Origin of the sequence: uncultured Hyphomicrobium sp., from assembly GCF_902826555.1 — a bacterium.
Classification (GTDB): Bacteria; Pseudomonadota; Alphaproteobacteria; order Rhizobiales; family Hyphomicrobiaceae; genus Hyphomicrobium_C.
In genome coordinates, this window is the sequence record NZ_CADEFI010000001.1 from 246,221 (window position 1) to 270,663 (window position 24,443).

21 protein-coding genes are annotated in these 24,443 nt (G+C 64.6%); 12 read left to right on the forward strand and 9 right to left on the reverse strand.

Going from position 1 to position 24,443, the window contains the following annotated elements; translation table 11 throughout:
* Position 1 precedes the first annotated feature (1 nt).
* Positions 2-2,194, reverse strand: a complete 2,193-nt coding sequence (recQ, locus tag QZV93_RS01105) for a DNA helicase RecQ (protein WP_295555240.1) — start codon at positions 2,192-2,194, stop codon at positions 2-4.
* A gap of 417 nt (positions 2,195-2,611) precedes the next feature.
* On the opposite strand from recQ, the gene QZV93_RS01110 reads away from it, so the two are divergent.
* The 4 genes from QZV93_RS01110 to QZV93_RS01125 all read left to right on the forward strand — a co-directional run bounded on the left by QZV93_RS01110 (position 2,612) and on the right by QZV93_RS01125 (position 6,867).
* A complete protein-coding gene (locus tag QZV93_RS01110) occupies positions 2,612-3,613 on the forward strand; it encodes a hypothetical protein (RefSeq protein ID WP_295555242.1) in 1,002 nt (333 codons plus the stop codon).
* 179 nt (positions 3,614-3,792) lie between these two features.
* Positions 3,793-4,893, forward strand: a complete 1,101-nt coding sequence (locus QZV93_RS01115) for an autotransporter domain-containing protein (RefSeq protein ID WP_295555244.1) — start codon at positions 3,793-3,795, stop codon at positions 4,891-4,893.
* A 242-nt stretch (positions 4,894-5,135) separates the two neighbouring features.
* Positions 5,136-5,819 (forward strand): OmpA family protein, encoded by a 684-nt coding sequence (locus QZV93_RS01120; RefSeq protein WP_295555246.1) that lies wholly within the window; start codon positions 5,136-5,138, stop codon positions 5,817-5,819.
* A gap of 31 nt (positions 5,820-5,850) precedes the next feature.
* Positions 5,851-6,867 carry a caspase family protein gene (locus QZV93_RS01125; RefSeq protein ID WP_295555247.1) on the forward strand — a complete coding sequence of 339 codons (1,017 nt, stop codon included), beginning with the start codon at positions 5,851-5,853 and terminating at the stop codon, positions 6,865-6,867.
* Positions 6,868-6,947: 80 nt separating this feature from the next.
* Here QZV93_RS01125 and QZV93_RS01130 read toward each other — a convergent pair whose 3' ends face one another.
* The 7 genes from QZV93_RS01130 to QZV93_RS01160 all read right to left on the reverse strand — a co-directional run bounded on the left by QZV93_RS01130 (position 6,948) and on the right by QZV93_RS01160 (position 14,016).
* On the reverse strand, positions 6,948-8,414 hold the full coding sequence (locus tag QZV93_RS01130; protein WP_295555249.1) for a tetratricopeptide repeat protein: 1,467 nt from the start codon (positions 8,412-8,414) through the stop codon (positions 6,948-6,950).
* Between the two features lie 131 nt (positions 8,415-8,545).
* Positions 8,546-8,965 (reverse strand): arsenate reductase (glutaredoxin), encoded by a 420-nt coding sequence (gene arsC / locus QZV93_RS01135; RefSeq protein WP_295555251.1) that lies wholly within the window; start codon positions 8,963-8,965, stop codon positions 8,546-8,548.
* Positions 8,966-9,102: 137 nt separating this feature from the next.
* Positions 9,103-9,705, reverse strand: a complete 603-nt coding sequence (gene wrbA / locus QZV93_RS01140) for an NAD(P)H:quinone oxidoreductase (protein ID WP_295555253.1) — start codon at positions 9,703-9,705, stop codon at positions 9,103-9,105.
* Between the two features lie 82 nt (positions 9,706-9,787).
* Positions 9,788-10,489 carry a pirin family protein gene (locus tag QZV93_RS01145; protein ID WP_295555254.1) on the reverse strand — a complete coding sequence of 234 codons (702 nt, stop codon included), beginning with the start codon at positions 10,487-10,489 and terminating at the stop codon, positions 9,788-9,790.
* A 172-nt stretch (positions 10,490-10,661) separates the two neighbouring features.
* A complete protein-coding gene (locus tag QZV93_RS01150) occupies positions 10,662-11,747 on the reverse strand; it encodes an alkene reductase (RefSeq protein WP_295555255.1) in 1,086 nt (361 codons plus the stop codon).
* Between the two features lie 129 nt (positions 11,748-11,876).
* Positions 11,877-12,848: an agmatinase gene (speB, locus tag QZV93_RS01155; RefSeq protein ID WP_295555257.1), complete on the reverse strand. Its 972-nt coding sequence runs from the start codon at positions 12,846-12,848 to the stop codon at positions 11,877-11,879.
* Between the two features lie 55 nt (positions 12,849-12,903).
* A complete protein-coding gene (locus tag QZV93_RS01160) occupies positions 12,904-14,016 on the reverse strand; it encodes a polyamine ABC transporter substrate-binding protein (RefSeq protein ID WP_295555258.1) in 1,113 nt (370 codons plus the stop codon).
* A gap of 122 nt (positions 14,017-14,138) precedes the next feature.
* On the opposite strand from QZV93_RS01160, the gene QZV93_RS01165 reads away from it, so the two are divergent.
* On the forward strand, positions 14,139-15,059 hold the full coding sequence (locus QZV93_RS01165; protein WP_295555259.1) for a LysR substrate-binding domain-containing protein: 921 nt from the start codon (positions 14,139-14,141) through the stop codon (positions 15,057-15,059).
* 17 nt (positions 15,060-15,076) lie between these two features.
* On the opposite strand, the gene QZV93_RS01170 is transcribed toward QZV93_RS01165, so the two are convergent.
* Entirely contained in the window at positions 15,077-15,577 is a 501-nt protein-coding gene (locus QZV93_RS01170; RefSeq protein WP_295555261.1) for a GNAT family N-acetyltransferase, read from the reverse strand.
* 253 nt (positions 15,578-15,830) lie between these two features.
* Between QZV93_RS01170 and QZV93_RS01175 the strand changes: the two genes are divergently transcribed.
* The 7 genes from QZV93_RS01175 to QZV93_RS01205 are packed head-to-tail and all read left to right on the forward strand — an operon-like array spanning position 15,831 to position 24,428.
* Positions 15,831-16,289, forward strand: a complete 459-nt coding sequence (locus tag QZV93_RS01175; protein WP_295555262.1) for a (2Fe-2S)-binding protein — start codon at positions 15,831-15,833, stop codon at positions 16,287-16,289.
* 13 nt (positions 16,290-16,302) lie between these two features.
* A complete protein-coding gene (locus tag QZV93_RS01180) occupies positions 16,303-18,525 on the forward strand; it encodes a xanthine dehydrogenase family protein molybdopterin-binding subunit (RefSeq protein ID WP_295555264.1) in 2,223 nt (740 codons plus the stop codon).
* A gap of 4 nt (positions 18,526-18,529) precedes the next feature.
* The gene (locus QZV93_RS01185; RefSeq protein WP_295555266.1) at positions 18,530-19,576 is read left to right on the forward strand and encodes an XdhC family protein; all 1,047 of its coding nucleotides are present in this window, start codon (positions 18,530-18,532) and stop codon (positions 19,574-19,576) included.
* 2 nt (positions 19,577-19,578) lie between these two features.
* Positions 19,579-20,193 carry a nucleotidyltransferase family protein gene (locus QZV93_RS01190; protein WP_295555268.1) on the forward strand — a complete coding sequence of 205 codons (615 nt, stop codon included), beginning with the start codon at positions 19,579-19,581 and terminating at the stop codon, positions 20,191-20,193.
* Positions 20,193-20,909, forward strand: a complete 717-nt coding sequence (locus QZV93_RS01195; protein WP_295555269.1) for an ABC transporter ATP-binding protein — start codon at positions 20,193-20,195, stop codon at positions 20,907-20,909. Before QZV93_RS01190 ends, QZV93_RS01195 begins: the two co-directional genes overlap by 1 nt.
* On the forward strand, positions 20,906-23,371 hold the full coding sequence (locus QZV93_RS01200) for an ABC transporter permease (RefSeq protein ID WP_295555271.1): 2,466 nt from the start codon (positions 20,906-20,908) through the stop codon (positions 23,369-23,371). The genes QZV93_RS01195 and QZV93_RS01200 overlap by 4 nt, the downstream gene beginning before the upstream one ends.
* Positions 23,361-24,428 carry a lipocalin-like domain-containing protein gene (locus QZV93_RS01205; protein WP_295555273.1) on the forward strand — a complete coding sequence of 356 codons (1,068 nt, stop codon included), beginning with the start codon at positions 23,361-23,363 and terminating at the stop codon, positions 24,426-24,428. Before QZV93_RS01200 ends, QZV93_RS01205 begins: the two co-directional genes overlap by 11 nt.
* The last annotated feature ends 15 nt before the right edge of the window (positions 24,429-24,443 follow it).

A 24,443-nucleotide genomic window follows, 5' to 3' on the forward strand; every position in this document is an offset into this window, starting at 1 on the left:
GTCAGGCCAGCTCGGCCAAGAGACATTTCAGGATGCCGTAGTCGAAACGGCCGTCGAGGGCCGCGTGGGCGGGCCCGAGCTTGCCGCTGTCCACGGTGCCGAGGCGCTCGAAGGCGGCCAGGATCTCGTCGACGTCGGACGGCTCCAGATCGAGCACGTCGCCCGATGCGACTACACCGGCTTCGATGGCCTCCGCGAAATGGGTGTAGATCGTGGAGACGTCAAGGTTGCGCTCGGTTGCGATGTCCTCGGCGGAGCGCCCTGCGAGGTGCAAAGCCAGTGTCTGATTGACGGTGGGCGATAGCCTGTTGTCGAGCGCCTGGTTGGGGCGAAACAACGCTATCGTTTCGAGAAAGGCTTTGCCGTAGCGCTTGATCTTGCTTGCGCCGAGGCCGGTGATGCCGTGGAGCCCGTCGTCGTCGGCCGGGCGCAGCGTCGCCAGCTCGACGAGCGTCTTGTCGTGGCAGATGACATAGGGCGGAAGCTTGGCGTCAGTGGCAAGACGGAGACGCAGGGCACGGAGCGCGTCATACAGCGGACGGTCCTGTGCCACGACCTTGCTCGCTGCGGCGGCTGCGGCCTTCGATTTTGTCTTCTTCTCGCGCGGCGGGGCGAGACGCAGCATGAAACGCTCTTCGCCCCGGAGGAGGGGGCGTGCTTTCTCGGTGAGCTGCACGGTGCCGTGGCCTTCTTCGTCGGACGCGAGATAGCCCATCGCCGTGAGCTGGCGGAAGAGGCTGCGCCAGATCGTGGTCTCCGTCTCCTTGCCGATGCCCCAGACCGAGAGGCGGTCGTGACCGTTGCGGCAGGCGCGCTCGTTGTCCTTGGCATGCAGCACGTCGATCAGGTAGCCGACGCCGAAGCGCTGCTCGGTGCGGTAGACCGTCGAAAGGGCCATCTGCGCGAGAACCGTGCCGTCGACCGTCTTCGGCGGCTCCAGGCAGTTATCGCAATTGCCGCAAGGCTCGCTGCGGGATTCTCCGAAGTAGGCCAGCAGCAGCTGGCGGCGGCAACTTACGGCCTCGCAGAGTCCGACCAATGCGTCGAGCTTCTGGCGTTGCGTGCGCTTGAACAGCTCCGAGCCTTCGCTTTGTGCGATCCACTGCGTCTGCTGCACGATGTCCTGCATGCCGTAGGCAAGCCAAGCGTTGGCCGGCTCGCCGTCGCGGCCGGCGCGACCGGTCTCCTGGTAGTATGCCTCCATGGAGCGGGGCAGGTTCAAGTGGGCGACGAAGCGGACGTCGGGCTTGTCGATGCCCATGCCGAAGGCGACGGTGGCCACCATGATGACGGCGTCGTCCTTGAGGAACCGCTCCTGTGCGGCGCGACGCACCTCGGGATCGAGCCCGGCATGATAGGCCAGGGCCGTGCGACCCTTGCGGACCAGCCACTCGGCCGTCTCCTCGACCGACTTGCGGGACAGGCAGTAGACGATGCCGGCGTCGTTCGCGTGCTCGTTGGAGATGAAGTTCCAGAGCCGTTCGCGCGCGCTCATGGAGCCCATTTCGGCAATGGTGTAGCGGATGTTCGGCCGGTCGAAACTGGCCACGAAGCGGCGTGCTTTCTCAAGGCACAGCTCGGTTGCGATCTCCTCGCGCGTGCGGTCGTCGGCGGTGGCGGTGAGGGCGATGCGCGGGATCTTGGGAAAGCGTTCGGCGAGGACCTTGAGCTGGCGATACTCGGGGCGGAAATCATGACCCCATTGGGAGACGCAGTGCGCCTCGTCGATGGCGAAGAGCGCGATCTCCGTGCGGTCGAGGAGGCGCAGCGTGCGATCCTGCACGAGGCGCTCGGGGGCGACGTAGAGGAGATCGAGGCCGCCGGTCGCAAGCTGGCGCTCGATGGCGTCCTGCTGGCTGCGATCCTGGGAGGAGTTGAGGAAGGCGGCGCGGACTCCCGCTTCCTTCAGCGCGTCCACCTGATCCTGCATCAGCGCGATCAACGGCGAGACGACGATTCCGGTCCCGCTGCGAACCAGGGCCGGGATCTGATAGCAGAGAGACTTGCCGCCGCCGGTCGGCATCAGGGCCAGTACGTCGCCATCCCGGATGAGAGTGTCGATGATGTCGGCTTGATGGGGGCGGAAGCTCGCATAGCCGAACACCTCCTCGAGAACGCGCTGGGCCTCAGCGAGGCTCGGCGCGGGAGCAAGGGGCAGAAGGGACGCGGATTTCCGCAAGGCGGCCGGCGGCATGACGTCGTCCTATGCCGCGTCTGGCGTTCGGCCGGACGGCAGGCTTCGATGGTGATGACTGAAGCTAGCGCGATTCTGTCCAGGCACTGCCGGCGTGAGGGGCGCCTATCCCGCAGTTTGTCCGGGCGTCCCGGCCGTTCGACCTCGCGGGGCCATATCGTGAGGCGGCGGAAAGGGGTAAACTGGCATGCGCCAGGGGTCCCATTTCACCCCGCCCTCCGTGGCGCCACTCGTCCGGAGGGGGGCGGCCCCAATATGCTGAATAAGGCCGCAGGACCCCTGGCGTTTCCCTTCGAGCGCCGTTGCCGTTCCACAACAGCCATCACCATGTGATTGCTTTACAGTGTGAATTCCATTTTTCGCGATGGGATTGCCGCCGTGGGGCCCGGTCACTGCAAATCGAGTACGGCTTGGGGTGTGCTGGCGTTTGCTCTGGCCGCGCCGGGGCTTTCCGATGTCGCTCAAGCGCAATTCGCGCCGCCGGTCACTCCCGTCGGCCCTACCGTGCTCGCGGATCCCTATACACCCGCCGTCAGCGTCTCGACGGTCGGGCAGCTCGGCAGCGCGGCCGGTGACACCTTCATCGGCCAGCAGCTGAATTTCGGCGCGGGTTTCGGAGCGTTTGTCGGGCCGACCGGGAGGCTCCGCCATACGGACCACGATGGCTTGCGCAATGCCGCCACGGGAGCACGGGGCAGCGCGTTCGAGGTCGATGAGGGCTCGGTGTTCGGCAGCGCCAGCGCGGATTTGCCGGGCACCTATTGGGGCGGTCGCGTGCGGGTCAGCGGACTTGCGGGCTACGGGCGTCTCGAGCAGGATTCGGTATTGCCGGGTGGATTCAGCGCCGAGGCCGATCTTGGAATTTTCGGCGCGAGCGTCCTCTGGAGCTCGGGTTCTTTCTATACGTTGTCCCAGATCATTGGTCTCGACGGGGACGCCGATGCCCGCGACGCCAACGGGGAGTACGGGTTCGACGTTGCCGGCTATGTGACGAACAGCGTGGTCGGCAATACGTTCGATGCTCCGGCTTCCTGGAAGCTCGATTTGCGCGCCGAGCTCGGTCATTACGACATCGCCAGCGACCGGTTTCTCATTCCGGGCGCGGCGGAGACGAGCAAGGCCGGAGCCGAGGCGTGGAACGCGTCGCTCACCGGAACGCTCTTCACGATCATGAATCTGCAGGGCGGGGTGCTGCGCCCGTATCTGCTCGGCTCTTACAAGCATGTTTTCGATGAGGATATCCGGACGAGCGGCGCGCTCGCGGGGTCCTATGAGCAGGCTCGGGATTTCGGCCGCGCCGAGGCGGGCTTCGACTATGTGCAAGGCGCCATGACCTACGGTGCGGCGGGGTACGGCGAGTTCTCGGCGGACGAGGAGACGTACGGCCTCAAGATCGGCGCCTCCGTCAAGCTGGACTAGCGGAGCGCTCGGGGTCCTGTGAAGGTTGCGGTTGCGCCACATCCCTTGGGAAACCTGGGCGGTAATCTCAAATGGCGCACTAAGGTCGCTTCCGAATCGGCAGAATCATCGTTACGGATTTCTAAATTGATAAGTGTGCGTACGACCTGATCGATCACCTTTTATTGAGGGATAAGATTATGTGGTACGCGCATGTCCTCAGGACAACGGCGGGTTTTTTCGCATTCGCCATTCTTGCGATCGCTGTCGTTCCGGGAGCCGCTCAGGCCCAGCCGCATCCTTGCTATCTAACTTACATCGACACCGATCCGTTCTCTCCGACTTACCTTCAGGAGCTGGTTTCGAACTCGTATAGCGAGTGTCATGAATCAGCATCAGGCGTGTCGGCGGTTGGCGCGAACATCGCAGCCATCGGCGAGTCATTCGTCCAGCAACAGCTCAACATCGGGGCAGGTATCGCCGGCTTCACTACGCCGACGGGGCGCCTTCGCCATACGGATCATGACGGCCTGATCGAGAAGTCCACCGGAACGCGCACGGATGCGTTCGAGGTCGACGAAGGTTCGATCTTCGCCAACGCGAGCTACGATCTTCCGGGAACCTACTTCGGCGGCAAGGTGCGCGTCAGCGGCCTCGCAGGCTACACCCGGCTCGAGCAAGATCTCGACACTGCCGGTAACTCCACCGACATCGACTCGTTTGTCTATGGCGGCAGCTACCTGTGGAGCCAGGGCTCGTTCTACAGCATGTCTCTGATCATCGGCATTACGGGCGAGGCCGACGCGACGACACTCGGTGGCGCTGCCGGTGGCGGCGACTATAACTACGACGTGTCCGGCTACTTCACGAACAGCGTCATCGGCTACACTTTCGATTGGCCTGGAAACGGGTGGAGATTCGATCTGCGCGGCGGGCTCGGCCACTACGACGTGGATACCAACCGCTTCAAGTTCGCCGCTACCGATCTCACAATCAAGGGTATCGCCGAGGCGTGGAACGCTTCGATCACGGGCACGCTCTTTACCATCGTGGAGGTCGACGGCGGGGGTGTCATGCGGCCCTACGTTCTCGCCTCCTACAAAAACGTCTTTGACGAAGACATCAAGGTCAAGGGCGACGTGACGGCAGAGTTCGAGCAGGCCAACGACTATGGCAAGGTCGAGCTGGGCTTCGACTACGTGCAGGGCATCCTGACCTACGGCGCCGCCGGCTACACCGAGTTCTCGGCGGACGAGAACACTTTCGGAGCGCGGCTGGGCGTTTCGGTCAAGCTGCAGTAGGTCGCGGACAGGATCCGTTAACCAAAGGCGGGCATGCGCGGCATGCCCGCCTATTTTTTTGGCGTCGACGCGCGTGGCGTGTCCCGCGCGGAACAGCGCCGTCAACTCCCTGTGGTGTCAATGGATTAAACATGAGACCGTGTTGAGCGCGCACGACGCGGGCTGTTGCGGTCTGATGGTGGTCATTGCTGGTCAGTATGCGTCCGTTAGGATATGCTGCAGACCGCTATTTGGAGGTTCCGATGGCGTTCATTTCTTTCAAGTCGCGAGCCCTTGCGGGCGGCATCCTGGCCATTGCGTCGCTCGCGTTCTGCTCGTCCGGTCGTTTCGACGCGGCTTACGCGGACCAGGCCGGCGCACCCTCCGTCCAGGATATCATCGAGGCGCTGAAGCCCAGGAAGACGCGCGGTCTGTCGGTGAAGCCGACGCAGGCCGAGATCGAGCGCTCGAAGACGATCGAGGATCTCAAGACCAAAGCCGCAAGCCGTGGGCTCTCGGTCCCTGAGCGGCAGCAGCTTGCCGACGCCGTCAGCGACAAGCCGCAACTCGATTTCGTCATCTACTTCGATTTCGGCTCGGCCAACATTTCGAACCGCTCGAAGGCGTCGCTCGACGCGCTCGGCACTGCGTTGCAGGACGACTCCCTCAAGGGCGCGTCGATCATGATTGCCGGACATACCGACGCCAAGGGCCGTTCGGAATTCAACCAGACGCTTTCGGAGCGCCGGGCGGATGCGGTCCGCAAGTACCTCAGCGACAAGTTCGATGTCGGCTCCGATACCCTTACGGTGGTCGGCTACGGCGCCGAACGTCTCAAGGATGCGCATTCCCCCTACGCAGGGGTCAATCGCCGTGTTCAGATCGTCAACCTGACGGACAAGACGGCGTCGACGAGCAAGCCGCTGAGCGATCCCGGCCATGAGTAGGCGGGCAGCTTTCTAGAGAGAGGATAGAGCCATGCGCGCGAGGACCGTATGCCATTCGCTGCTTACGCTGGCGTTACTGCCGCTGATGGCGGCGGCCTTGCCGACCGAAGCGTCGGCGCGGCGCCTTGCGCTCGTTATCGGCAACTCGACCTACCAGAACGTTGCCGAACTCACGAACCCGCAGAACGATGCGAGCGACATTGCCGAGAAGCTGCGCAACCTGTCCTTCGACGTGATGCTGGGAACCAATCTGACGCGCGAGCAGATGCACGAGGCCTTCGAGAAGTTTGCTGAGGAGCTGAAGCCCGGCGACGAGGGTTTGTTCTTCTATGCCGGGCACGGCATCTCGCTCTCGGGTGAGAACTTCCTGATCCCGATCGATATGCCGGCGGAGATCAAGGTCGAGGACGAGGCGCAGAGCAAGGCGGCGCTCGACAGCGCGCTGGTCAACATGGCGGACGTGATCACGCCGCTGCAAAAGGCGAAGCTCGGCATGATCTTCCTCGACGCGTGCCGGAATACGCCGTCTCGCGAGGAGCTCGGCTTGCAGATCGTGGCGCAGGACGGCGACGCGCGGAAGGTGCGGTCGCTATCGTTCAGCCGTGGCATCTCCAAGGTCAACGTGGCGTCGACGAGCGGTGCCTCCGGCATCTTTCGTGCTTACGCGACGCAGCCCAACAACGTGTCCGACGACGGCGGTGGGCGCAACAGCCCGTTCACCAAGGCGCTCCTGAAGCACCTCGGCACGAAGGGCGTCGATGTGCATCAGATGATGCTCAAGGTGCGCCTCGACGTGCAGACGGAAACCAACGGACGTCAGGTCCCTTGGGAGGAGAGCGCGCTCACGGACATGTACTACTTCACGCCGACGGCGCCGGGCATGGCCGCGCCGTTGCTGCCGACCTATCGCGACGGTGCTCCGCCTGAGCGGCGCTCGAAGTCGACGGCGCAGGCGCCGCGCAAGAACAAGGGTTCTGGTGCTCCGCGGCAGGCGCGTCGCAGCGGGCCTCCCCCGGGTATCGGTGTCGGGGTGGGCGCCGGGCTCTGAGCGTTCGAGATCCGGTGATGGAAATCAAAGGTGCGGGTCCCCGGTGATCCGCACCTTTTTTGTTGCAGCGGGTGTCGCGCTCAGTTCGCGACGCCGAGGCGCGTGAGACCTTCGCTGCTGCTCGTGGTCGAGCCGTCGAGCTGGAGGGCCTTGCGGTAGTCGCTGATGGCGGCACTGCGGGCGCCCCGCTTCTCGTTGATGTGGCCACGCGTGTCCCAAATATAGGCCTTGGTGCCGTCAAGACTGACGGCGCGGTTGGCGTCGTCGAGCGCCTTGTCGATGTCTCCGGCGGTGTAACGGGTCCAGGCGCGGTTGTTCAAGGCGTCTGCGTCGGACGGCTTGATGCGGAGCGCTTCGGTGTAATCGTCGATGGCTTTCTGATACTCGCGCTTGTCGTAGTAGGCGACGCCGCGGTGGTTGTAGGCGTCGGCCGTGGGATTGAGCTCGATGGCGCGCGTGTAGTTGTCGATGGCGGTGTCGGGGTCGCCCTTGTCGCGGAGTGCGCGGGCATACTTGTAGCGGATGATTGCCTGGTCCTCGTTGCTCAGGCCGCCGGTGTCGAGCAGCCCCTTGCAGGCGACCGCGGCGGTGTCAGCGTTGGCCGTCTCGTCGCAGTCTTTCCATTGACGGGTGAGAACGTAGCGCGAGGCGAGCGGGCTCGGCGTCTTGCGCACGATGTCGGGATCGGGTTCCGCGGATTTCTCTGCCGTCTCGATTTTTTTTCCGGGCTCGGGAGAAGTGGCAGGCTCGCTCTCCGATTCGCCGGCGATTGCAGGCGGTGCCTCGGGCGCGGGCGAGACCGTCGACGAGGTCGGTGCCGGCGCGTCCGTCGCCGTTCGGCTTTCTCCGGGCAGGTACTCGCGCACGTAGAGACCGGCGACGACGAGAGCGAGTGCGCCGAGTGCGAGCGTCAGCCCGTGTGCCTTGAGGTCGGGCCGCGGCAGCGTGTTCGGGATCAGCTTAGGTATGGAAATGCTGGGCAGGGGCGATGCCTTCTCCTCGCTCTTGACGACCACGGTTTCGGGCACGCTGTCCTCGAGCGACAGCGTGTAGGCCTGAATGCGCTCCGGGATATTCTTCAGCGCCTGGGGACCGGCATCGGCAAATCGCAGCGCCATCTTGCTGGCGACGGCCTCGTGGACCGAGCGCGACACGCAGATACCGCCGGGCGGGGCCACCGATTCGAGCCGCGAGGCGATGTTGACGCCGTCGCCGAGGAGATCGCCGTTCTCGCGCTCGACCACATCGCCGATGGTGATGCCGATGCGGAAGTTCATGTGCCGGCTGGTCGGATAGGCGAGATTGCGGGCGCGCAAGCTCTCCTGCACATCGACGGCGCAGCGAACGGCTTCGACGGCGCTCTGGAACTCGGCCAGGATGGCATCGCCGGCGGTGTTGAAGATGCGTCCGCCGCCGCGCGCGACGAACTCGGAGAAGACGACCTGATAGCCCTCGAAACGCCGCAGCGTTTCTTCCTCATCCTCCGCGATAAGCCGGCTATAGCCGGCGATGTCGGCGGCAAGAATGACGGCAATCTTTCGTTTCACTGGAGAGGCCCTCTGCCATTCATCAGCACGGCAATTGTCCCATGATCCGGTCCTGCGGCGCAAGCTGTGCCGGTGCTGGGTCCGGCAACGGATTGGACTGGATCCCTACGGGCATCAGGACCGCGGACGGCTCATCCGCGCGAGCGCGCACGTGGCGCAACGATCTCGCCGTCTTCCTTGGTGAAGGCGCCGATGTCCGGGTTGGGGAGGATGTCGAGGACGATCTCGGACGGACGGCAGAGGCGCGTGCCGAGGGGAGACACGACGATCGGGCGATTGATGAGGACCGGATGGGCAAGCATGGCGTCGATCAGCGCGTCGTCGGTCCATTCGGGCTTGTCGAGGCCGAGTGCGTCGTAGGGCGTGCCTTTGCGGCGCAGGAGGTCGCGCGGCTTCATTCCCATGTCGCGCAGCAGGCGGACGAGGGTGGCTCGCGTCGGTGGCGTCTTCAGATACTCGATGACCTCGGGCACCTCGCCGCTGGCGCGGATCATGGCGAGGGTGTTGCGTGAGGTTCCGCAGGCGGGGTTGTGATAGATGGTGATGGGCATGACGGGCGTCTCCGGACTCCGGCGGTCTCTATAGCACGCCATCGCCGCTCGATTGCGAGGACGTCTCCCGCCGGAAAAACAAGTGGCCGCCGGCATCGGAATGCCAGCGGCTACGCTTTTGTCCGCCTCGCGCGCGGCTAAGCCTGGGCGAGCTTGGCGGCGATCTGGGCCACATGGCGGCCCTGGAAGCGCGCGCCTGCAAGCTCGTTCTCGCTCGGCTGGCGTGAGCCATCGCTGCCGGAGATGGTGGTGGCGCCGTAGGGCGAGCCGCCGCTGATCTCCACGAGCGTCGTCTGACCCTGGAAGGAATAGGGGAGACCGACGACGACCATTCCCTGGTGGAGGAGAACCGTGTGCGTCGAGAGAATGGTGCTCTCCTGGCCGCCGTGTTGTGTGGCGGTCGAGGTGAATACGGAGCCGACCTTGCCGATCAGCTTGCCCTGGAACCAGAGGCCGCCCGTCTGGTCGAGGAAGTTCTTCATCTGAGCCGCCATATTGCCGAAGCGGGTCGGTGTGCCGATGACGATCGCATCGTAGCTCGCCAGCTCGTCGACGGTGGCGACGGGCGCGGGCTGGTTGAGTTTGAAGCCGCTCTTCTGCGCAACCTCCTCGGGCACGAGCTCGGGCACACGCTTGACCTCGGCATGGGCGCCGGCCTCGCGGACGCCATCGGCGACGGCGTGGGCCATGCGCTCGATATGGCCGTAGCTGGAATAATAGAGGACGAGAACTTTGGTCATGGGAGGTTCGCTTTCGGGTTTTTGATTGCTGATGAGGGGAGCGTTGAGGACAGAGCGATTGCTCGCTCTGTCCTGCCGACGTCTAGGCGCCGAGGTCGAACAGGAGGATCTCGGCGTTGTCGTTGGCGGCGATACGGACGTCGTGCTCGTCGGTCAGCGCCGCACCATCGCCCTGGGCAACCGCAATGCCGTTGACCGTCACCGCGCCGCGCGTCACCTGTACCCATGCCTTGCGGCGGGGGCGCAGCGTGTGGCTCACCTCGTTGCCTTTCTCCAGATTGGCGACGAAGAGGTCGAGATCCTGGTGGATCGTCAGCGCGCCCTCGCGTCCATCGCGAGCGCCGACGAGCTGCAGGCGGCCCTTGCGCGTTTCCACGGGGAAGGACTTTTGCTCGTAGCTCGGCTTGAGCCCGCGCTCTTCAGGCAGCACCCAGATCTGGAGGAAGTGCACGTGCTCGTCGCCCGACGCGTTGAACTCGCTATGGGTGATGCCGGTGCCGGCGGTCATGCGCTGCACGTCGCCGGGGCGGATGACGGAGCCCGTCCCGAGGCTGTCCTTGTGGGCGAGCGCGCCGTCGAGCACATAGGAGATGATCTCCATGTTGTCGTGGGGGTGCGTGCCGAAGCCGGCGCCGCCCTCGACGATGTCCTCGTTGATGACGCGAAGCTTGCCGAAGCCCATGTTCCGCGGGTCGTAGTAATGGCCGAAGGAAAACGTGTGCTTGCTGTCGAGCCAGCCGAAGTTGCTGGCGCCGCGCTCGTTGCCTTTGCGAACGGTGATCATGGCTTTCTCCTCACTTTCCGGCTGCGCTCGATGCGCGGCCGCTGTTGAGGGAGAAGATGTCATTGCTCGTATCTAGAACCAATATTGTGAATTTGAAATATATTGGTTCCTGATTGTATCCAATGAAAAGGCCCGCCGGGTGGCGGGCCTTGGTTGTCCTTTTCGCGGAGGCTCAAGCGGCTAGAGCGGGATAGTCGGTATAGCCTTCGGCGCCGCCGCCATAAAACGTGGCGGGTTGAGGCTCGTTGAGAGGTTCGTTGCGCTCGAGACGTGCGACCAGATCGGGATTGGCGATGAAGGGGCGCCCGAAGGCGATCAGGTCCGCCGCACCTGTTTCCACGGCGCGAATGGCCGAGGCGCGGTCGTAGCCGTTGTTTGCGAGATAGGCGCCTCGGAACAGCTTGCGCAAGGCGGCGATGTCGGCTCCCGCAGGGAGCTCGCGCGAGCCGCCCGTCTCGCCTTCGACCAGATGCAAGTAGGCCAGGCCGAAGCTGTCGGCTTTGGCGATGGCGGCGGCGAAGGTTGTCATGGGATCGGAATCGGACATGTCGCCGAAGCCGGAGAACGGGCTGAAGCGGACGCCGATGCGGTTCGCGGACCAGACTGATGTCAGCGCTGCAAGCACCTCGGTGAGAAAGCGCGTGCGGTTCTCGATGGGGCCGCCGTATTCGTCGGTGCGCTTGTTCGAGCCGTCACGCAGGAACTGGTCGATCAGATAACCGTTGGCGCCATGCAACTCGATGCCGTCGAAGCCGGCGGCCTTGGCGTTCTCGGCTGCCTTGCGGTAGTCCTCGACGATGCGCTTGACCTCGGATGTCTCGAGTGCGCGGGGCGGCGAGGCGTCTGCGAACCCTGATGGCGTGAACACCTTGGTGGCGGCGGTGATCGCCGAGGGTGCGACCGGGGGCTGTCCGTTCGGCTGCAGGGAGGTGTGCGAAACGCGGCCGACGTGCCAGAGCTGCAATACGATACGGCCGCCCTTGGCATGTACGGCGTCCGTGATCAATTTCCAACCGGCGACCTGCTCGGGACTGTAGATGCCGGGTGTTTGAATGTAGCCCTTGCCTTCGGGCGAGATCTGAGTGGCTTCCGTGATGATCAGTCCCGCGGTGGCGCGCTGGGCGTAGTACTCGACATTGAGCGCGTGAGGCACATCGCCTTCGGGCTTGGCGCGGTTGCGCGTGAGCGGGGCCATGACAATGCGGTTGGGAAGTGTCAGTGCGCCGACGGTGAGCGGGGTGAACAGTTTTTCGGTCATGTATGCCGGTCTCCCTGGTGGTGCGGAGGTCGAGGATATCGACGATCCATCGATCGGGAAAACCCTCCGGATGCCAGGTGGGCCGCATCCGGAGGGTGTGCCGAGCTGGCATACGGGCGTCTGTCGCCGCTAGATCATCTTTTTCTCCGCCAATAGACCAAGGTAGTGCTGCAGAACGGTGGCGCCGGCGATGGACGTGATGTCCGCATGGTCGTAGGCGGGGGCGACCTCGACCACGTCTCCACCGACGATGTCGAGGCTGCCAAGATTGCGGAGGATCATCAGGGCCTCGCGCGAGGTGAGACCGCCCGCAACCGGCGTGCCCGTGCCCGGTGCACAGGCCGGGTCCAGGCAGTCGATATCGAACGTGAGGTAGGTCTTGGCGTCGCCGACGCGCTCCTTGATGCGCTCGATCACGCCCTTGATGCCGAGCGTCGCGACATCCTCGCCATAGACGATATCGAGGCCGCAGGTGTCGGGTGCGTGCGTGCGGATGCCGATCTGGATCGAGCGCTCGGGCAGGATGATGCCTTCACGCACGGCACGGGCGACGAACGAGCCGTGGTCGATCCGCTGCTCCTCGTCGAACCAGGTGTCCTGATGGGCGTCGAACTGCACCAGGGCCATCGGGCCATGCTTGCGGGCATGAGCCTTGAGCAGCGGCCACGTGACGTAGTGATCGCCGCCGATCGAGAGCAGCTTGGCGCCCTGATCGATGACCTCGCGGGCCTGCCCCTCGATCTGACGCGGGACGTCCGCGTGGCGTCCGTAGTCGAGCGAGCAGTCGCCGTAATCGACGACGGCGAGGCGCGCGAACGGATCGGCGCGGAAGGGATATTGCGGATCTCCCTCGAGCATGGCGGATGCGCGGCGCACGCCTTGCGGTCCGAAACGTGCGCCCGGACGGTTGGAAACGGCGGCATCGAAGGGGATACCCCAGACGGCGACGTCGACGCCGGCAAGATTGCGCGTCAGCCGGCGGCGCATGAAGGACAGCACGCCGCCGTACATGGGCTCGTGTGAGCCGTGCATGAGGTCGTGGCCGAAGACTGCACTGTCTGTTTCGCGGGGCTTCAGGGGATGCTTCAGCATCTCGTTCATGGGTTCAATGTCCTTGGGTGTTCCACTTATGTCCGTTGTGGCGTCGAGTGGATTGTCAGGATCCGCCGGAGGTGAATTTGGTCCAGGCGCGGGTGACGAGGCGGAGGGATGCGGGATCGCGTGGCGCTGCAGCGAACAGTTTCGCGGTCATCTCCTTCGGTGGGTAGATGTTCGGGTTCGTGCGGATGCGCTCGTTGACGAGGCCGGTCGCCGCCATGTTGCCGTTGGGATAGGAATAGCTGTTGGTGACCTCGGCCATTACGCGCGGTGTGAGCAGGAAGTTGACGAAGGCGTGCGCGGCCTCGGGATGGGGTGCATCGGCGGGGATGGTCATCACGTCGAAGAAGATTTCGGTTCCTTCACGTGGGATCGCGTAGCGGACCTGGACACCGGCGTTGGCCTCCTCGGCGCGGGCGGCGGCTATGAAGGCGTCGCCGCTCCAGCCAAGCGCGAGACAAAGGTCTCCGGCTGCCATCTCGTTGATGATGGCACCGGTCTTGAAGTGGCGAATGTTCGGGCGGGCGGCGAGCAACAGCGCCTCGGCTTGTTTGATTTCGCGAGCGTCGGTCGTGAACGGATCGAAACCGAGATAGCGGAGCGCGATCGACATGATGCCCTCGGGGCTATCGGCGATGGCGATGCCGCAGTCCTTGAAACGGCTCGCGATCTCCGGCTTGAAGATCATGTCGAGACTGTTGGTCGGCGCGTCAGGCATGCGCGCGGCGATGCGCTCCGGATTGTACATGATGCCGGTAGTTCCGTAGACGTAGGGCACGGCATAGGCATTGCCGGGGTCCTGCGTTGCAACGAAGTGCAGGATGTCCGGGTTGAGGTCCTTGGTGTTCGGCACCTTGGCTGGGTCGAATTTGCGCAGCGCACCCGCGGTGATGAGGCGCCCCGTGGCTGAGGCGGTCGGCATGACGACGTCGTAACCGGTCTTGCCGGACATGACCTTCGTGGTCAGCATCTCAGTGGATTCAAAGGTATCGTAGATCACCTTGATACCGGTCTCGCGCTCGAAGTCGGCGATGACGGTCGGGGGGACGTACTCGTACCAGAAGAAGATGTTGACGCTTTTTTCGGTTGCCGGCGGGGTGGCATCGGCACCCGTGGCGCCGGAGCAAAGCAATGCAAGTCCAAGCAGCGAACCCTGAAAACCTCGGATCATGGCGGGTCTCCCGAAAAATGCCGTCCAAGCGGCTCGGGTCAAAGGATCGACCTTGCGGAAACGCCCGACAAACGGCTATTTTGCGCTTATGAGTTGATTAAAACTCATGTCAAGGGTGATGCATGGCGCTGCCGTCGCTGAATGCCATTCGTGCTTTCGAGGCCGCCGCGCGGCTGCTTTCCTTCAAGGACGCGGCGGACGAGCTACGCCTGACGCCGTCGGCGGTCAGCCGTCACATCCGCTCGCTCGAGCAGGCGCTCGGTGTGGCCCTGTTCGAGCGTGGCTTCCGGCAGGTGCAGCTCACGGACAAGGCGCAGGTCTATGCGCGGCGTTTGACGGGTGCGTTCAACGTCATTGCGGACGCCACGGACGAGATCAGCGTGCAGGGCGCGGTTCGCAAGCGGCGCCAGAAGCGTGTGTCGCTTTCCATCAATGCGGCTTTCATGAACCTATGGCTCGCGGATCGTCTGCCGCGATTCCGCGCAGCGTTTCCCGACTGTGAGCTCGAGGTCTCCATTCACGACGATCGCGGGCAGGGCGGCAATCCGCGCGCGGATCTGCGCATCCTATTCTTGTCCGACGAAGATGACGACGACGCGTCGCATCTGCCGCTCGTCTCGCTGATCATCCTGCCGGTGTGTGCGCCGTCGCTGACGAAAGGCGCGCAGGCGCTTCGCAGGCCCGCCGATCTCGCGCGCCACCGCCTTCTGCACGAGAACACCACAAGCTGGTGGCAGGAGTGGATCGAGGGAGAGGGCGTCAATGGTGTCGATCCGAGGGCGGGGGCGATTTTCCACGACCCGTCGCTCGCGATCCGGGAAGCGGTCAACGGCGGCGGCGTGGCGCTCGCGGACAACATCATGGTCGAGGATCTTCTCGCGCAAGGGCTGCTCGTGGCCCCGTTTTCTATCCGACGCAAGATTCCAAGCCGCTATGTACTTGCCGTGCGGCCCGGCGCGGCGGCGCTCGCAGGCGTCAAGCAGTTCCGGCAATGGCTGGTGTCCGAAATCGTCCGGCACAAGCGGGCGATGCAGTTGGACTAGACATGGTTTCGACGGAGTCAGGCGCGGGGCAGGTGCCAGCGCCAGACCGGGCCTTCGTCCGGATCGACGACCGTGCCCTGCAACGCAAATCCGAGGCGGCGCAGAATATGCGTTGAGGCGTTGTTCTCGCGCAGCGTGTGTGCGCAGACGACGTCGATCTCGTCGCGGCTGAAGGCCAGGTTCACGAGCGCGGACGCCATCCGTCCGCCCCAACCTCGACCTTCGTAGTCGGGAAAGGTGAAGTAGGCGATCTCGACGCTTCCGTGCCGCGGGTTGGCCGTGAAGCCGCAGGTTCCCACGATCTCACCCGTGTCGGAACAGATCGCCAAATAGCCGAGCCACGGCGCTACGGCGTGCGTGTTCGGATACAAGTTTGCATACGCCTTGGAGATTTGAACGAGGAGGGGCGACAACGGGGCAAGATTGCGTGGTTCGAGCCCGAATGGCCGGCCCAGCTCGCGGAAATCGCCGGAAGCGAAGGTCGTCATATCGTCGGGTCTCAGAGGCAGCATGTTCATGCGTGGTCTCTAGCGCAAATCTTGGGCGCCAGGATGATCCTCGTGGAACTCCGTGCGCACAAATTCACTGACGGTGGAGGGAGCCCAATATTCAGGCGGTGTCCTCGCGTCCGCGGCGCGTTATGTCCGTTCATTTACAGCCATCTAGCAATTCCATGATGGCGCACGCATATGACGAAGGTGCGTGTGTCCGGGCTTGATCCTGCGGCGGCGCCATTCATCGGAAAATCGGAAGACTTCGAGGGATCTCGCGATGACGACATTCAACCTCAATGGACGTGAGGTGACGGTCAGCTCCGAGGACGACACACCTTTGCTGTGGGTGGTCCGGGACGAGCTTGGCCTCACGGGTACGAAATTCGGCTGTGGTGCTGCCCAGTGCGGGTCTTGCACCATGTATCTCGAGGGTGCGCCGATCCGCTCCTGCATCACCGCCGTTTCGGATGTGGCGGGGCAAAATGTGACAACGATCGAGGGGCTGACGGGAGCTGTCGGGGATGCCGTGCGCGGGGCATGGCAGAAACTCGATGTGGTTCAGTGCGGCTATTGCCAGTCCGGGCAGATGATGGCGGCGGCGGCGCTGCTCTCAGAGAAGCCGCAGCCGACGGATGGCGATATCAACGATGCCATGAGCGGCAACATCTGCCGATGCAACACCTATCAGCGGATCCGCGCGGCTATCCACGATGCCGCCGGGACGCTCAAGGGCTGAGGGGAGACATACCATGTACGGTCAGATCGATCTTTCTCACCTTCGCTCTCACATCCGGTCCCGGTTTGCTTCCGAAGCCCTTTCGGTCGATCGCCGGAGCTTCGTCCGGCTCGCGCTCGGTACGGGTGCCGGTCTCGTTATCGGCGGTTGGCTGCCGGCGACGCCCGCGCGTGCGGAAGCGGCCGCCCAGGCAAGCGCCACCGACGGCATTTTTGCGCCGTTCGTGCTCATCACGCCGGACAACGTGGTGACGGTGCTGATCAAGCATCAGGATATGGGACAGGGCAACGCGACCGGGCTGGCGACACTGGTCGCCGATGAGCTCGACGCCGCATGGGGTCAGGTGAAGGCCGAGTTTGCGCCGGCTGATGCCAAGCTCTACGCGAATACGGCGTTCGGCATTCAGGGCACTGGTGGCTCGACGGCGATCGCCAACTCGTACGAGCAATACCGGAAGGCCGGCGCTGCCGCGCGGGCCATGATCGTCGCGGCGGCGGCCAAGCGCTGGAGCGTGGCGGCGGACAGCGTCAAAATCGAAAATGGTGTCGTCTCTTCGGGAAACCACAAGGCGACGCTCGGAGAGCTGGCAAAAGAGGCCGCTGCCGTTGCGGTGCCGGCCGATCCTACGCTCAAGACACCGGAGCAATTCACCTATATCGGCAAGTCGTTCCCGCGCCTCGACAGCGTCGCGAAGACGACGGGGGCCAAGATCTACACGCAGGACGTCCAGCTTCCGGACATGCTGGTGGCAACGCTGGCACGACCGCCGAAGTTCGGCGGCACGGTGAAGTCGGTGGATGACAAGGCTGCTCGCGCCGTGAAAGGCGTCGTGGACGTGGTGACGACCTCGCGCGGCGTTGCCGTGCTCGCGACTTCCACGTACGCCGCCATCAAGGCGCGCGATCAGCTCGCCGTCACCTGGGACGACAGCAAGGCCGAGACGCGCAGTACGGAAGCGCTGATCTCCGACTATCACGCTCTCGCCGATAAGCCGGGTCTCGTCGCGCGCAAGGAAGGTGACGCGGAGGCAGCGCTCGCCAAAGCGGACAAGGTGATCGAGGCGACCTACATCTTTCCGTATCTAGCGCATGCTCCTATGGAGCCCATGAACTGCGTGCTGCAGTTCAAGGACGGCCGCGCGACCATGTGGACCGGCTCGCAGCTGCAGACGGTCGATCAGGGCGTGACGGCGGCGATCTTCGGCATCAAACCTGAGGACGTCACCATCAACACGCTGTGGGCGGGCGGCTCGTTCGGCCGGCGCGGCGTCTACGATTCGGACTACATCGCGGAAACGGCCGAGATCGTCAAAGTGACGGGGCGCAGCGAGCCGATCAAGCTCGTCTGGACGCGAGAGGACGACATCAAGGGCGGCTATTATCGTCCGGTCTATGTCCACAAGGTGCGCGTCGGTCTCGACAAGGACGGCGGGATCGCCGGTTGGCATCATCGCATCGTCGGACAATCGATCATCACGGGTACGGCCTTCGAGTCGGCGCTGGTGAAGGACGGCATCGACGGGACGTCCGTGGAGGGCGTGTCGGATACACCGTATGCCATTCCCAATATGCAGGTGGAATTGCATACCACCAAGGCCGGTCCGCGGCCGCTGTGGTGGCGGTCGGTCGGGCATACACATACCGCCTACGTCATGGAAACCCTCATCGACGAGATCGCTGCGGTGACCGGCAAGGATCCGGTCGCGTTTCGCCTGTCGTTGCTCGAGAAGCATCCGCGGCATGTGGGTGTGCTGAAGCTCGCGGCCGAAAAGGCGGGCTGGGGCACGCCACCGGCCGAGGGCGTGTTTCGGGGTGTCGCCGTGCACGAAAGCTTCCAGAGCTTCGTCGCCGAGGTGGCCGAGGTGCGGATCGTCGACGGCAAGCCGAAAGTCGAACGTGTCGTCGCAGCCGTCGATTGCGGAATTGCCGTCAATCCGGATAACATCAAGGCGCAGGTGGAGGGCGGCGTCGGCTTCGGGCTCGGTGCGGTGCTTCACAGCAAGATCACGTTGAAGGACGGCGTCGTCGAGCAGGGCAACTTCGACGGCTACGAGGTGCTGCGCATGAACGAGATGCCGCACGTCGAGGTGCATCTCGTGCCTTCGGCGCAGCCACCGACGGGGATCGGCGAGCCAGGCGTGCCGCCGATTGGTCCCGCGGTCGCCAATGCCGTTGCGCTGGGGACCGGGCAGCGCGTGCGCGTGCTGCCGTTCGCGGATGGACTGAAGCTTGGATAACGCGATGCCAGACGCGGGTTTTCAGACGACGGGCGGGGGCGGCAACGCTCCCGCTTCGGAAAATTCAGCGGCGCGCGATGTGATCGGCATCGCGCGCCGTTGGCTCGACGACTACGGCGCGGTCGCGCTTGCAACCGTCATCAAGACCTGGGGCTCGTCTCCGGTTCCGGTGGGCGGGCAACTGGTCATCGGGCCAGGCGAAATCTTCGAGGGTTCGGTGTCTGGAGGATGCGTCGAGGCGGCGGTGATTACGGCTGCGGCAGACGTGGTAGCGACGGGCCTGCCTAAAGTTCTCGAATACGGTGTCGGAGACGAAACGGCCTGGCGCGTCGGACTGCCCTGCGGCGGCCGGATCGAGATCTTTGTCGAACGGCTGTCGGGGACCGACGATGCAGCGTACCTCGACGCTGTTCTCGCCTCGCGCGGATCGCGGTCGCTTCTGGTGGTGGATACGGCTCTTGCGAGCGGGCGCCGTTCCCTGCATGGCGACACGCATGACTTCCCCGAAGATGCGGCGGAGCAGCTTGCAGGCGGCGAATGCGTGTTGCTCGATGGTCCTCAGGGGCGTCGTTTTCTGCACGCTCTGGTCCCGCCCGTGCATGTGGTTCTGGTGGGTGCGGGTCATGTGGCTCAGGTGCTGGCCGATCTCGCGCAGCGGGTCGGTTATCAGGCGACGGTGATCGATCCCCGCACGGCCTTCTCGTCGGAAGCCCGTTTTGGTGGAGTTCCGCTGCAGCAGGATTGGCCGGAGACGGCGCTGCCGGCGCTGGGGCTCGATGGGCGCACGGCGGTGATCACGCTCGCGCACGATGCGAGGCTCGATGACGAGACGCTGCCGCTGGCGGTGCGGTCGCCTTGCTTCTATATCGGTGCGCTCGGCTCGCGGCGCACGCACGAGAGACGCGTCGAGCGGCTTGAGAAGGCAGGTCTTTCGAACGCCGAGATCGCGCGCATCGATGCGCCGGTCGGACTGAACATCGGTGCCAAAGGGCCGGCGGAGATCGCCGTGTCCATTCTCGGTGCCGTCATCAAGGCGAGGCGTGGGGCCTGAGGATGCCAGCCTCCCCGCATCTTGCCCTTGGCGCGGTGCTGCTCGCGGGCGGTGCGTCGCGGCGGTTCGGGTCCGACAACAAGCTGCTCGCTAATATCGCCGGTGTGCCTATCGTCGTGAAAGTCGCCCAGGAGATTCTGTCCGGTGGCGTTTCGGAGCTTGTCGTAGTGACGGGTGCGGAGCACGCTCGCTATGTCGCCGCGCTCTCCGGCCTTCCACTTCGGTTCGTTGCCAATCCCCTGTGGGACGACGGGATCGGCACTTCCATCGCGGCCGGTGTCGGCGCATTGTCGCGTGAATTGCACGGTGCGTTCGTCGTTCCGGGTGACCTACCCCATCTCAAGGCCGACGTTTTCCGGGTGCTCGCGCGTGCGTTTGACGGAACGCTGGGCGAGAAGGTGGTCGTTCCGGTCACCGCTCAGGGCGAGCAACGCAATCCCGTCCTCTGGCCGCGACGCCTGTTTCCAAGGCTCGCGGCGTTGTCCGGGCCGAAGGGAGGCAAGTCCCTACTGGACACGCTACGTGATGAGAGCGTTGATGTGACGTTCGATGACGAGTCCGTGTTTTCGGACATCGATACGCCGGACGACTATGCACGTTTCATCACGGGAGCCTGATGGTGACAGTCATCGACCGGGTGCATCGGGCCGGCCGGGCTGCGGGGAATGCTCCGCTTCTCCAAGTCTCGGGCCTCGTCAAATCCTACGCAACACCACAGGGACCGCTGCCGGTGCTCAAGGGCGTGGACCTCACGCTCTCGGCTGGCGAAAGTCTTGCGCTGCTGGGCGAGTCCGGCAGCGGCAAGAGCACGCTCCTGCATCTGATCGGCGGCCTCGACGAGGTGGATGGCGGCGAGATCGTGCTCGACGGTGTGCGGGTGACCGAGCTTGCGGACGGCGCGCGCGCGGCTCTGAGGCGCGAGCGCGTCGGCGTCGTGTTCCAGCAGTTCAACCTGGTGCCGAGTTTGACGGTCGCCGGAAATCTGGCGTTTCAGGCGCGGATTGCCGGCCGGTACGATGTGGCGTGGCAGGATGAGCTGGTATGTCGGCTGGGACTCTCCGGCCTCGAGGGGCGATATCCGGAGCAGCTTTCGGGCGGGCAGCAGCAGCGGGTGGCGATCGGCCGGGCGCTGGCCGTCAGGCCGCGTCTTTTGATCGCCGATGAGCCGACCGGCAACCTGGACGAGGCCACGGGTGACGAGGTGCTCGGTCTCGCGCTCGACCTCATCGCCCGCACCGGCTGCGGGTTCCTGATGGTAACGCACAGCACGCGGCTTGCTTCCCGGCTCGATCGGCAGGTGACGCTCGCAGCCGGCGTGCTGGTGACGCCGTGACGAGCGCTTTCTGGATCTTCGTGACGCTGCTCGGCCATTGGCGGCGGCATCCCCTGAACCTGGCGACGCTGGTGGCCGGGCTTGCCATCGCCACGGCGCTGTGGAGCGGCGTGCAGGCGCTCAACACGCAGGCCCGCACGAGCTACGACCGCGCTGCGGCCGTTCTCGGCGATGCGGCAACGGCCAGTATCGTTGCGGCGAAGGGTGCGTTTGTCTCCGAACAGGATTACGTGGCGTTGCGGCGCGCGGGCTGGAAAGTGTCGCCCGTGCTCGAAGGTACGGTGCGGATCGGGGCCGCCAGTTATCGGCTGATCGGGGTCGAGCCGTTGACTGTTCCCAGTGGCTCGTCGGTTGGCGGTCTCGCGACCAGCCGCGATCTCGAAGCGTTCCTCAAATCCCCCGGGCGGACGCTGGCGTCGCCCGAGACGTTGGCGGAGGTGGGGCTTTCGGCAGGAGCGACGCCGCGGACGGATCGCGGCCAGGCCTTGCCGGCGCTGGTTGGTGCCGAGGCCGTTGCTCCGGGCCTGCTCGTGGTCGACATCGGCGTGGCGCAGCGAATCCTCGGACGGCCGGGGCAACTGACGCGTCTCGTTCTCGGCCGAGATGCCACCCATGACGTCGGGGCGCTCTTAGCTGTTGCGGGCGATCGCCTGAAGTTCGAGGATTCGAGCGCGGGCGGAGATCTGGCGCGCTTAACCGATAGCTTTCATCTCAATCTCACCGCGTTCGGGCTGCTGGCGTTCATCGTCGGCCTTTTCATCGTGCATGCGTCGATTGGGCTCGCGTACGAGCAGAGGCTCGGAACGGTGCGGACGATGCGGGCGATCGGCGTGCCATTGCGGCTTCTGATGTGGTTGATGGCCGGCGAGATGATGTTGTTTGCGCTTCTTGCCGGTTCGCTTGGCATGGTTTGCGGCTACGTCATCGCGGCGGCGTTGCTGCCGGATGTGGCGGCGAGCCTCGATGGGCTCTACGGCGCACATGTAAGCGGACATCTCGCGATCGAGGCGCGCTGGTGGCTCTCTGGGCTCGGGATGGCGGTTCTCGGCGCGCTCGCGGCGTCTGCCGTCAGCCTCGCCAAGGTCGCCCACCTGCCGGTGCTTTCGGTGGCAAAGCCGTTAGCGTGGCGAGAGGCTCAGCAAGCGCAGCTTCGGAGGCAGGGCGTGCTCGCGGGGCTCAGTCTCGTCGTTGCGCTTCTCGCATTTCTTACCGGAAGTGGGCTCATTGCGGGGTTTACGGTGATCGCGGGCGTACTGCTCGGTGCGGCGCTGCTGCTGCCGCTTGCGCTGTCGGCGCTCTTGCGGCTCGGAGAGGGGACCGCGAAAGGTGCGCTCGCGGAATGGTTCTGGGCCGACGCGCGCCAACAGCTCTCCGGCCTCGCCCTGGCGCTGATGGCGCTCCTGCTCGCGCTTTCGGCCAACGTCGGTGTCGGAACCATGGTCGAAGGATTCCGCAAGACGTTCACGGGCTGGCTGGATGAACGGCTGAACTCCGAAGTCTATTTCGACGCGACCGGTGCGGCAGAGGGTGAGCGGATCGTAGCGTGGCTGTCGGGGCGGCCCGAGGTGGTGGCTGTGCTGCCGGTGTGGCGTGCGGAGACTCGCATTGCGGGTTGGCCGGTCGATGTGATCGGTACGCGCGACCATGAAACCTATCGTGGGCATTTCTCGCTGCTCTCTCAGGCGAGCGATGCCTGGGACAAGGTGCGTGACGGCGCGGGCGTGCTGGTCAGCGAGCAATTAGCGCGGCGGATCGGGATCGGCGTCGGCGATACGTTCGCGATCCCGTCGCACGATGACCTGTGGGAGACGCGGGTGGTCGGCATCTACCCGGACTACGGAAATCCGAAGGGGCAGGTGCGTGTCAACGTCGATCATCTCGTGCGGCACTGGCCGGATGCGCGGCGTGCGGCCTTCAGTCTGCGCGTGTTGCCGGGCCGTGCCGAGCCGCTCATCGATGCCATGGAGGCGGAATTCGGGTCTTCGCTTGCGCGTGTCGTCGATCAGGCGTCCGTCAAGGCCTCGTCGATGCGCATTTTCGAGAAGACGTTCTCCGTGACGGGGGCGCTCAACTCCTTGACGCTGGTGGTGTCCGGGATAGCGCTGTTCTCAAGCCTGTTGACGCTCAGCGGTCTCAGGCTCGCACAGCTTGCCCCGGTGTGGGCGCTCGGCGTGCCGCGCCTGCTGCTGGGGAAACTCGAGATCGGCAAGCTCTTGGTGCTTGCGGCGATCACGGCGGTCCTGGCCGTCCCCTTGGGGCTCGTGCTTGCATGGTGCCTGGTTGCCATCGTCAACGTGCAGGCCTTCGGATGGCGGCTGCCTTTCCATGTGTTTCCAGCGCAGTGGCTCGTGGTTTTCGGGCTGGCGCTGGCGACGGCATTTGCCGCGGCCGTGGTTCCGGTCATACGTCTCGCGCGGACTGCGCCGCAGGATCTGCTCAAGGTGTTCGCCAATGAACGCTAGGGCCATTGTTGCCGCTGTTGTCATTGTGGCCGGCGTGTGGTGTGGCCGCGTGGCCGCGCAAGGGTTCGCGGGGCTCGGTGAGCAGGCCGCGGGATTTGCCGACGTGGTGCCCGGCAGAGAGATCCGGTTCCCGGATGATCTGGGTCCGCATGTCGATTTCCGGATCGAGTGGTGGTACGTGACGGCCAATCTCACGGATGCCGACGGGAAAGCGTTCGGCGTGCAGTGGACTCTCTTCCGGCAAGCGCTCGCGCCGGGGGCCGAGGGAGAAGGCTGGGCCAATCAGCAGGTGTGGATGGGGCATGCGGCCATCACGCACGCAGGCTCGCATCGCTTTGCCGAGACGCTGGCGCGTGGCGGTATCGGGCAAGCCGGTGTCAAAGCGCAGCCATTCAAAGCTTGGATCGACGATTGGACGTTCGCGTCGGCGGACGGCGCCGATGGGCTCGCGTCGACGACGCTTTCGGCCAAGGGCGCGGACTTCTCTTACGCTTTGAATCTCAAGACAACGCATGCGCCAGTGCTGCAGGGGGAACGCGGCTTCAGCCAGAAGTCGGAGCGGGGGCAGGCTTCCTACTACTACAGCCAGCCGTTTTTCAACGTGAGCGGCACGCTCACGCTCGACGGACGTGATGTGGCCGTGACGGGGCACGCGTGGATGGATCGCGAGTGGAGCAGCCAGCCGCTGGCGTCCGATCAGAAAGGCTGGGACTGGTTCTCGCTTCATCTCCCGGGCGGCGAGAAGCTGATGCTGTTCCAGCTTCGCAGCGATGGCGGCGCCGCATTTCGTTCGGGAAGCTGGATCGGCGCGGATGGAAGCATGACGTCTCTTGCGAGCGACGACATCGTGCTGACGGCGGGGGCGCGCCATGACGTGGCGGGACGAAGCTTGCCGGTTGCATGGACGGTTGAAGTCAAGAGCCGGGGCCTCAAGATCGATACGGCGCCGGTGAACCCACAAAGCTGGATGGGGACGATCTTTCCCTATTGGGAAGGACCGATCACCTATTCCGGGTCGCACGCTGGTGTGGGCTACCTCGAGATGACCGGGTACTGAGACGGCGGATGTTGC